The following is a 10,818-nucleotide window of genomic DNA, read 5'->3' as shown; positions in this document are numbered from 1 at the left end:
ACCTCAGCCTTCCAAGCTGATGATGCGGGTTCGATTCCCGCTGCACGCTCCAACTTCTCCTTAAGCTCCATGACATACTTTCTTCCAGCGATACCCTATTCAAAAACTTTCTCCGTTCGATAAATCCATAGTCATTAAATCTATACTGATTAAACTAATTTGGTTTAAGCTTAGATTGACGAATCAACGCTAAGTGACCAACCAAAGCTATTAACTCCTTAATTCGCTTCGTATTTCTGACACCTATCCAAATCACACATTGCAGTTCAGCTTTTAATGATTTTCAAAATTGTTCCAATTTAATAATCTTGGTCAATATCTGCAAAAATCATTGTGTTAATGTGCGCGCATTAGCAACAACCCATAAATAATAAAAAATGTTTAAAAGCAATGAGTTAACAATTAGCATCGAAGCAATTAATGTCGCGCTAGCAAAAGTTGAAAATGCCAATAAAATTCAGCTAGATACATTGAAAGGTTATGTGAACAGCGAGCCTGAACAGGCTGTACTGGCTTTTCGATCGCTGAATGAAGCAGAGTCAATCGATGACAAGTTTAAAAAGATCATGGCAGAGCTACCGCATCTGAGCGGCGAAGCACACCATCTGCTTGAAACTTCTATCTTGCTACAGTGACTATAAATAAAGATAAGCCTCAGCGAATCCCTCACAGCAAAGCGCTTTAGGTATAAGTTAAGACTTATCTTTAATTTTCTAGCCCTCATTGAATTTCTAATTCAACAAAGCGCTATTGATTAACGTCTAAAGCGTTAACGACTTCACCATACCCGCTTCAGCGTGACCAGGGATATTGCACGCTAACTCTACGTTATTATCACCATGGAAATGCCACAGCAATTGCTTCGCTTTACCCGACTTAACTGTAACTGTGCTACCCGAGTCATGGGCGTGATTACCCGTGTTTTTCATCATTTCACGGTGCTCTAGCTGCTCTGAAGCAGAACCAATCGAGAATTCGTGATCAATCTTGCCCGTATTCATCACAACAAACTGCACCACGTCGTTTGGCTCAATATCAACCTTGTTCTTAAATGTGATTTTCATATCGTCACTTAACAGAACATGAACCACTTTATCCGGCTTTGCGCCTGTCGCAGGCATACCCACTTCAGACATGCCTTCCATATTCATCATCGAATGGTCCATCTTTCCATCCTTCATCATGCTGTGATCCATTTTTGAATGATCCATCTCTCCACTCTTCATCATCGAGTGGTCCATATTCGAATGGCCACCAGCTGAATGATCCATTGCAGCAAATGCTGTTGAAGCGGTGATTGTTAAAGCGATAGTAATTAGTGTCTTTTTCATGGTCGTTCCTTAAATATATTCTGTTTGTTTTGTTGGTTTCACATGTTCATGTAATGCGCCCTTACCTCTCTGTTTTTGGTAAGTAAGGGCTAATAGTCAATACGTTATTTTTTTGTCACGCTTTGGCTTTGCGTAATCTCACGCTGTTTCCAGAGCTTAAAGATTGCAGGCAACACCAGTAAGGTAAGCAGTAGTGCAGAAGCCATACCACCTATCATTGGCGCGGCGATTCGTTGCATCACTTCTGAGCCCGTTCCCTCGCCATACATAATTGGAATGAGGCCAATGATCACCGTAAGCACCGTCATCATCACTGGGCGAACTCGAAGCCCTGCCCCCTCACGAATGGCATCGGTTAAATCAGTAAGTTGAAGTTTTTGTTGGTTCTGTTCGGCATCGAGTTTTTTGTAATGCCACGCCTGGTTGAGGTACACCAACATGATCACACCTATCTCGACAGCTACCCCGGCAAGCGCGATAAAGCCCACACCCACCGCAATGGAGAAGTTATAATTGAGGACATGCATCAGCCATAAACCACCCACCATCGCGAGTGGCAATGTCAGCATGATCATCATCACTTCACCGACACGGCGGAAGCTCAAATACAGCAGCAACATAATGATGGCAATGGTGATAGGCACGACCACACTTAAGCGATCTTTGGCGCGTTCCATGTACTCGTATTGACCAGACCAAGCCAGTGAGTAACCCGCAGGCAAAACAATTTGATCTGTAACGACTTTTTGTGCCTCTGCCACATAAGAACCAAGGTCACGCCCTTCGATATCCACGAACACCCAACCATTAGGACGCGCATTCTCTGTTTTGATCATCGGAGGGCCATCTTCATATCGAATATCCGCGACATCAGAAAGCGCGATACGAGCACCGTTTGGTGTCACTAACGGTAGGTTCTGTAACTTAACGACAGAATCACGATAGCTTTGTGGATAACGGACATTGATCGGGTAACGCTCTAGTCCCTCAACGGTTTCACCCACGTTCATGCCACCAACCGCAGTCGAGATAACCTGTTGCACTTCTTTAATGCTCAAGCTATATCGCGCAGCAGAGCGTCGTTTAATGTCTATCGTCACATAACGACCACCCGCAACACGTTCGGCATATACCGAAGCAGTGCCACTAACCTTGTTGAGGATGGGTTCAAGTTGCGAACCAATATCTTCAATCACGCTAAGCTCCGGGCCAGCGATTTTGATCCCAATTGGGGTTTTGATACCAGTCGCTAACATATCAATACGCGTTTTGATTGGCATAACCCACGCATTGGTCAAACCTGGGAACTGAATCAGATCATCGAACTCTTTACGCAGAGACTCCGTAGTGACGCCGTCACGCCACTCGTCTCGTGGTTTAAGCTGAATTACGGTTTCAATCATGGTTAACGGTGCAGGATCGGTTGCAGTCTCTGCTCGACCAATTTTGCCCCACGTGGTTTCGACTTCTGGGATGGTTTTGATGAGCTTGTTGGTTTGTTGCAACAACTCACGAGCCTTACCTATTGAGATGCCCGGATACGTGGTTGGCATGTACATTAAATCCCCTTCGTCCAAAGGAGGAATGAACTCGCTACCAAGCTTACTGGTTGGGTAATAAGCAGACGCCATTAAGCCAAGTGCGATAACAATCATCACCTTGGGATATTTTAGGCTGAGGTTCAGAAGCGGTTTGTACATCGCCACTAGGCTACGGTTTACTGGGTTTGTGTGTTCAGGTAGCACGTTGCCGCGAATGAAGTAACCCATTAGCACAGGCACAAGCGTGATAGCCAAACCCGCCGCTGCCGCCATCGCATACGTCTTGGTAAACGCGAGTGGCGAGAACATCTTGCCCTCTTGGCCTTCTAACGCGAACACAGGCACAAAGCTCAAGGTAATGATAATCAGAGAGAAGAACAGCGGTGCGCCAACTTCTTCTGCTGCCTTACCAATCACCTGCCAACGGTTTTTGTCAGTGAGCGGAGTCCGTTCAATGTGTTTATGAACGTTCTCGATCATCACGATGGCACCATCCACCATGGCGCCAATCGCAATCGCTACTCCGCCAAGAGACATGATGTTGGCGTTAATACCCTGCCAATGCATCACGATAAAAGCACCTAAAATACCAACAGGCAGACTTAGCGCGATAACCAGTGATGAGCGGATATGGAACAAGAACAGCGCACACACCACGGCGACCACGATGAACTCTTCAGCCAGCTTCTTCCAAAGGTTTTCAACGGCTGAATCAATCAAAGTCGAACGGTCATAAGTCGCGACAATCTCAACACCATCAGGCAAGCCAGCTTGCAGTTCAGCGAGTTTGGATTTAACCGAGTCGATCACTTCACTGGCATTTTCACCAAAGCGCATCACGATAACGCCGCCAACCGCCTCGCCCTCACCATTGAGTTCTGAGATACCACGACGCATTTGTGGGCCAAGGTTAATGTCAGCAATGTCGCCGAGCAGCAGTGGAGTCCCTTTGTCAGTCACTTTTAGCGGCAAAGATTGAATGTCTTCAATGCTTGTCAGGTAACCGGTCGTGCGAACCATGTGCTCGGCTTCGGCAATCTCGACAACAGACGCTCCTGTTTCTTGATTACCATCTTGGATTGCCTTGTTGACTTGCTGAAGCGTCAGGTCATATGCACGTAACTTGGCAGGATCAATCTGTACTTGATACTGCTTCACCATGCCGCCAACGGTCGCCACTTCAGACACGCCTTCTACGGTTTGCAACTCATACTTCAAGAACCAATCTTGCAAACTACGAAGTTCCGCTAAGTCGTGCTGACCGGTTTTATCTTGCAACACGTAGCTGTAAACCCAGCCCACACCGGTTGCATCTGGCCCTAGTGTTGGCTTGGCACTCGATGGCAAGTTAGGTGCAACTTGGCTTAAGTACTCCAACACTCGTGAACGCGCCCAGTACATATCAGTATCATCATTGAAGATGATATAGACATAGGAATCACCAAAAAACGAGTAACCACGAACTGTTTCAGCACCCGGTACAGCTAACATGGCGGTGGTCAATGGATAGGTCACCTGATCCTCGACCACCTGTGGAGCTTGACCCGGATAACTGGTTTTGATGATTACCTGAACATCTGACAAATCAGGAATGGCATCGACCGGTGTATTTTTAACGCTGTATAAGCCGCCAAATACGATGGCTAAAGTAGCAACCAGCACTAAGAAGCGGTTGCTAATAGACCAGCGAATGATTGCATTGATCATAGTTCGCCCTCACCCGTGCTATTCGTCGGTTCGAGAGATTTGAGCACATAATCAGAACCTTGCTTCGCCACTAGAAACCGAATGGTTTGACCCTCGGTAAACTCAGATAAATCAAGGTCATCACTGGCTTGGAAATTCATTTCACCCGCTTTCCAATTCCACTCAGGGACTGGCTGATGTTTTACGGTGATCATGCCAAAATCTGCCATCAACATAGTGATGTCGCCTGTTACCCAAACTTCGCCAGCGATCTTGTGTTTGTTGACCTTGTAATCAACAACCTCGTACTGCCCTGACTCTGTCTTTCTCATCTCAAAATCAATCGCCTTACCACGTTGCACGTCACTCATGTCCAAGCCTTCCGCAAAGGTGAAATTCATCACCATGCCCGGCCAATCCCATTCAGGAACAGGCTGATGGTTAATCGTCACCATGCGACTGCCTTGCATAACATCGGAAATTTCACCGTTTGCCCATACGGTTTCAGCTTGTTCCTCAACACCATTGATGCGTGACAGATCAGCAGATTGGCTCGATTCAGAATCCAACATGAAGTGCGCAGAAGTGACAATGTTTTCGCCTTGCTCTAGCCCTTGAAGCACCTCTATTTTTTCGCCAGCTTCACGACCAACCTCAATACGAGCAGAGCGATACTTGCCAGAACCTTTTGACATCACCACTCGAGTCATACCACCGGAGTGAATCACCGAAGATCTTGGGATAGTAAGAACGGCTTCATCACTGATGGGTTTCAGCGCAATATTGGCAAACATATTTGGCTTAAGCTCGCCATTTGGATTGGAGAACTTCAAACGAACGCGCAAGGTTCGAGTTTTTGGGTCAAGGATTGGGTACACGTAATCGACATTACCCAACCACTCTTTGCCGGGAATGGCATCTAGCGTCATCACCGCATTGCTGCCTGACGAGATCCAGTGCGCTTGACGCTCAAACACCTCAGCATCAACCCATACTTCGCCTAATGGGCCAGCACTGTTCACCGCTTGTGCAGGTGAAAGGTAACCACCTTCTCGGATATTCAAACTTGCGATGACACCATCGGCTGGCGCTTTGACTTCAATGGTTTGTGAGGCTTTGCCTTTGCGCGTAATAGCGCGGATTTGAGTCTTATCAACACCCAAGGTAATTAAGCGTTCAGTCGAGCCCTTGATCAAACCTTTACGACCCGTTTTATAAGCACTGATCAACTCTTCTTGTGCTTTAACAAGCTCTGGAGAATAGAGTGTGAAAAGCACATCACCTTTGTTTACCTTCTCACCCACTGCGTTGATGTAGAGCTTCTCAACCCAACCAGAAACACGCACGTTGGTTTGCCACAATGTACTTTCATCGAACGCCACATAACCCACGGTTTCAATCCGAGGAGACAGCGCTTCGAACTTAACTTTCGCTGTTTTGACACCCAGATTATTTTCTACCGACGAATCAATGAACACGGTACCGGGCTCATCTTTAACACCACTTGAGTCATCCGCGTAAACAGGGATTAAATCCATCCCCATAGGTGACTGACCCGGCTTGTCTCGCTGATAATTTGGGTCCATCGGAGCCACCCAATACAGAGGTTCATCCTTGGCCTGTTTACTTACATCTGCGCCTGTACTCGTTGCCATTGCTGACATGTCGTGTGCTGGATTAATTAGAAAATAGTTCACACCAAAACCCAATGCACCACCGACCAATAAAGCGATTGTTGCTACTTTTACTGTACTCATTGTCTATTCCCTTATTGATTGGCTGTGTGTTTAGTTGCGCTTGAGTTGAGTTGTGGTTGGTTTACTTGGTATTCAAAGCCACTGACTAACGCTGCCAGTTTGCTGTTAACGATGTTGAGATCGGTGATCAAACGTTGTTGCTCTAACTTAAGCGCCAGCTCATCGGTCGTTGCTAAAATGACATCGTTAAACTGAGCGGTATTGTTTTGATAGCCCCTCTCAACCGCGCTGATTCGGGCTGCGGTTTGAGGAAGCAAGGACGTTTGATAGCGATCTAATCGCTGGATCAGATTTGATCTGTCCACCAGCAATGCGTTCACTTGCGCGTTCATTTGGGAAAGTAAGGTGTCTTTTTGAGATTTAGCCGCACCAACTTGATACTGAGCAGCCGATAAGTTTTTATCTTGTCGGTTCCCTGTAAACAACGGGATGTCCACTGTCAGATAAGCACTCACCAGATCAGAAGCTGGTTCACCCGCCATGTTATTGGCTTGACGGTGTGCATACATCACTTCCACCCCAAACTGCGGGGTATAAGCTTGCTCGGCTAACTCAACCTGAGTTTGATTGGAGGAAATACTGACATCGGAGATCTTAACCAAAGGATGGTCAGTCAGTAGCTGGTAGTGCTTAGTTGAATCGATATTGGTCGCTAATTTGCTTTCCAACAACGACCAATCGATTTGGTTAGTTGCATTCAGTGTGCCCTGAGAATCAAGAACCTGAGAGCCTAGCCAATCAGAACCCAACCATTCAGAAAGCTGAGAGATTAGACGACGCTGAACCTGCTGGTTTGCCTGAAGTTTCTCATCAAGCTTGCTCACTTGGAGCTGAGCATTAAGCAGATCTTGCGCTTCACTTTTACCAATCGAGTAATTGGTTTGTACATAGTTTTCAAGCTCAACCAACAAACGACGATTTTGACGAATCACCGACTCAGCCTTTTGCTGATAACCTAACTCAAGCCAAAGCTGCGTCATGCTATTCGCAACCGTCAATTCTCTTGCTTGCACCTGCAAAGCTAAAGCATCTGCCTGTTGGCCTGCCTTTTTCTGTTGGAGGTTAAGCGTATCGCCACGCTCAAACTGCTGCATCAGCCCTACCGATATATTAGTCATCGGGTCTTCGTCGAATTGAAAGCTATCGACAGGCAAACCGCCAAATCCAACTTTCAATTTCGGGTCCATTAAGGTCGAGCTGGCAATGCCCGTTTCTCGCATCGCTTGAGACTGAGCAAAGTACTGTTTGCGATTTCCATCTTCGCTTAACGCAATCTCAATCAGTGTATTGAGTTGCTGCGTCGAACTTGCTTGGTCATGTGCTGAAATATCTTGAGCATTTGAAGCTGACGCAGTGGTAGCCGCGAGCGTAGCACTTGAAAACAAGGCCATAGGCAAGGCAGCAGCAACCACTAAGCTCGTGTTCATGACAAACACAGAGGTTGTTGGTTTCATATTCACAATGAATGTCCATATCTAGCGCTAATTAGCGCATAAAAAAGAATGACTTATCAGATTTATCTAACTGATAGAGCTGTATTTTTAGATATAGATTTATGCAGTGGGCGGGCGTAACAAAGATTGAGCACGTGCGACTTTCTGGCCAATCGTGACCGATTGAAAACGAGCTAATGAAAAGGAAAGTTGATCAACGGCTTGAACAGCCTGAATTGGATAGGGACTTGCAGAACACATTGAGGCACAGCAATCGGCACTCGAACAATGGTTACCCATCATCGAACTGCCGTCTTCGCTCATTGAAGACATATCGTATTGAGCCATCAAAGCATGGGCACTCATGTTAGAGTCTTCAGCGTGTACTTTTTCACTCATCACATGACACCCTGCCATTGAATCATTAACCGAAGTACCGCTGTGGTAACAAGCCGATTTGCTCGAACCCATTTCCATCATCATTACTTCAGTCATCAAGGCTGAGGAGCTTGAGGCATAGCTAGACATCAACATCGCAATGATGCTGAAAACAATAATCCAAGTTTTTCGGAATGTGTTTGTCATAGCTTACCTTTAGGTTTTCAAGGTAACTATAAAGGTTACCCTTAGGGTAAGGTCAATGATGAAGTACACAGATGTGATGAAATTGATGGTAGTTGCTGAATAGATGGACAAAAAGAACACTCAACAAGCAACTGAGTGTTCCTAATACTAAGTTCAATTAATCGTTTACCGGGGTTTGCGCATCATACTCAACTAGCGAATTTTTGAGTGCCTGTAGATCAGAACCACTTAAGTGCTTCCTCAATAATTCAAACTTATCTTCAGGCCAGTCGTATATTTTCATCGAAATCAGTTCTTCAATAACGGACTCATCAAAGCGGTATTTGACGACTTTAGCTGGAGAACCACCGACAATGCTGTATGGAGCGACGTCTTTAGTCACCACACTATTCGCTGCAACCACAGCGCCTTCGCCAATCGTCACACCGGGCATCACCATCGCTCTCATGCCTAACCACACCCCATCTTCAATGTGAGTGTCACCTTTGCCAATGTAGGCATCGTCGATTACATCCATAAATGGATACAGCGAAAACCAATCAACTCTGTGGGTATGGTTGCCACCCATTAAAATCACAACCTCTGCGCCAATGCAGACATAATCGCCGATATGGAGTTCGTCGATTTCCCATCGAGGCTCCCACTGGCGGCTGACTTCGTCGCCATGTAAATAACGGACGACAGATTGCTCGAACCCATTATCCCAGCAATCGCTGTAATAACTGTGTTGACCTTTTACGTGAATATTGGGGTTGGTTACGACTTCATGCAGCAACTCGAATTTGGACCAATGCTTCTTTTGCATTTTTACCTCTGAATGATCTATTAAGTTTTATTCGTTAACTATCAAAATGTTCGACGATGCAAATCCAAGGTGCACAAACTAACGCCCTATAAACACAGGGTTCACTGGGATGAATAGTGAGTATCACGCTTAAATCATAGCAATATCGCTAAAACTAAAGAGACGTCAGTGGATTCGAGGTTGCTTAAGAAGAGGAAGTAGTTTCAAAGTTTGCTCAGTTTTTATCGATAACTTGGTTGGATAATTTACAGGCGTAGTGTAACTGTTTAGTCGCGCCAATTTGACAGGAAGATGTGATTAATAAGGTTTCAAATTTCGTTTCGTGGAATACGGAATGAACAAGAGCCTGCGCGATTACACAGGCTCAAACTTAGACTCAGCTATAAACTTCGGAGCTCGCTTGGAGCTGGGCTCAGCGACTACATGCGTGCAAGCTGTACTTTTCTGTCTTTATTCACCACGCAGAAGTTACCGCGCTTAGTACGACACTTAGAGCATCGTTCGCATTCAACAGGGCTTCTATCCCCTTCCTTCCAACGCTTCACTAAATGGGGTTCAGAAAGCAGCGGTCTTGAAAGCGCGAAGTACTCAATGCCCGTGTTGTTTGCAATCGCTTCGATAGCATCAAAATCCGTTAGACCACCAACCGTGATCACTGGGATATTAACGTCTTGGCTGATCGCGTGACCATACTCATGGAAGTAGCCTTCAGCTTGAATGGTAAAACCATCGTGCGACTCGCCAATCATAGTGTCTGCTTTGCCATGAATATTGCCTGACACGACAATGCCATCCACACCCACTTGTTCAAGCTTTTTACAGACAATACGTGTTTCCTCAAAGGTGACGCCACCTTCAAAAAACTCGGATGCCGTGAGCTTAACCAAGATAGGGAAATCATCACCTACCAGCTTACGTGTCGCGGTATAGATCTCTAACAAAAATCTCATGCGGTTTTCTAAGCTACCGCCGTATTCATCTTCACGTTGGTTGTAATAAGGGCTTAGAAATTGGTTAATCAGGTAAGTGTGAGCGGCATGAATTTCAACGCCATCAAAGCCTGACTTCTGTGCTCTCAAAGACGCTTGAGCAAACGCATCAACAATGTAGTCGATCTCGTCTTTGGTCATCGCTTTGCCTAGAGTTTGAGTTCCTTTTTCTGGAACCTCACTTGGTGCGTAGATTACTCGCTCGCCAAGGTCATGCGTGGTTTTGGTGCCACCATAAGCCAACTGCATCACGATTTTAGAGTCGTTGTCGTGCACCAGTTGAGTCAGCTTTTGATACTCTTCAATGAATGAGTCGTTATACATACCCATCATGCCTGCATTCGGCTTTTCTTCTTCAACAATGTTCGCGTAGCCCGTCACGATCAGGCCGACTTCACCTTGAGCCAACTCTTCATAGATAGCGTACAGTTTATCTGTCATATGCCCATCTTCGGTGGCCATATTTTCCCACGTTGCACTTCTCATGAAGCGATTCTTTAGTGTCATCTTGCCAATGTGGGTTTCTGTAAACAAAGTGCTCAAGTGTCTTCCTCTCAAAATCGTGTTACGCAAGTTACCCATTAAGCATGGGCACTGATTCAGGCGGATACTACAGAGAATAAGGCAGCGAAAACTTAATCTAGATTAAGAGAGCGGCACTCTCATGTGAGAAAGATATAGAAAGCATCAA

Annotated in this window: 8 protein-coding genes; 1 reads left to right on the top strand and 7 read right to left on the bottom strand. The window is 45.8% G+C overall.

The window, feature by feature from the left end; translation table 11 throughout:
- Window positions 1-377 precede the first annotated feature (377 nt).
- A complete protein-coding gene (locus AB6F11_RS18370) occupies window positions 378-635 on the top strand; it encodes a hypothetical protein (RefSeq protein WP_065583933.1) in 258 nt (85 codons plus the stop codon).
- 126 nt (window positions 636-761) lie between these two features.
- On the opposite strand, the gene AB6F11_RS18365 is transcribed toward AB6F11_RS18370, so the two are convergent.
- The 7 genes from AB6F11_RS18365 to AB6F11_RS18335 form a co-directional block, all read right to left on the bottom strand.
- Window positions 762-1,331, bottom strand: a complete 570-nt coding sequence (locus AB6F11_RS18365; RefSeq protein WP_104216146.1) for a copper-binding protein — start codon at window positions 1,329-1,331, stop codon at window positions 762-764.
- 104 nt (window positions 1,332-1,435) lie between these two features.
- Window positions 1,436-4,579 carry an efflux RND transporter permease subunit gene (locus tag AB6F11_RS18360; RefSeq protein ID WP_104216145.1) on the bottom strand — a complete coding sequence of 1,048 codons (3,144 nt, stop codon included), beginning with the start codon at window positions 4,577-4,579 and terminating at the stop codon, window positions 1,436-1,438.
- On the bottom strand, window positions 4,576-6,315 hold the full coding sequence (locus tag AB6F11_RS18355; protein ID WP_104216144.1) for an efflux RND transporter periplasmic adaptor subunit: 1,740 nt from the start codon (window positions 6,313-6,315) through the stop codon (window positions 4,576-4,578). The genes AB6F11_RS18360 and AB6F11_RS18355 overlap by 4 nt, the downstream gene beginning before the upstream one ends.
- An 11-nt stretch (window positions 6,316-6,326) precedes the next feature.
- A complete protein-coding gene (locus tag AB6F11_RS18350) occupies window positions 6,327-7,769 on the bottom strand; it encodes a TolC family protein (protein WP_104216143.1) in 1,443 nt (480 codons plus the stop codon).
- A 99-nt stretch (window positions 7,770-7,868) separates the two neighbouring features.
- Window positions 7,869-8,333 (bottom strand): hypothetical protein, encoded by a 465-nt coding sequence (locus tag AB6F11_RS18345; protein WP_010430346.1) that lies wholly within the window; start codon window positions 8,331-8,333, stop codon window positions 7,869-7,871.
- Window positions 8,334-8,490: 157 nt separating this feature from the next.
- On the bottom strand, window positions 8,491-9,138 hold the full coding sequence (locus AB6F11_RS18340) for a CatB-related O-acetyltransferase (protein ID WP_104216142.1): 648 nt from the start codon (window positions 9,136-9,138) through the stop codon (window positions 8,491-8,493).
- 419 nt (window positions 9,139-9,557) lie between these two features.
- On the bottom strand, window positions 9,558-10,670 hold the full coding sequence (locus tag AB6F11_RS18335; RefSeq protein ID WP_032546839.1) for an NADH:flavin oxidoreductase: 1,113 nt from the start codon (window positions 10,668-10,670) through the stop codon (window positions 9,558-9,560).
- Window positions 10,671-10,818: the final 148 nt, after the last annotated feature.

Origin of the sequence: Vibrio sp. 10N.247.311.14 (assembly GCF_041467715.1) — a bacterium.
Lineage (GTDB): Bacteria > Pseudomonadota > Gammaproteobacteria > Enterobacterales > Vibrionaceae > Vibrio > Vibrio crassostreae_C.
Note: the sequence above shows the minus strand (reverse complement) of the source record. Positions and strands in the feature narration are given on the sequence as shown.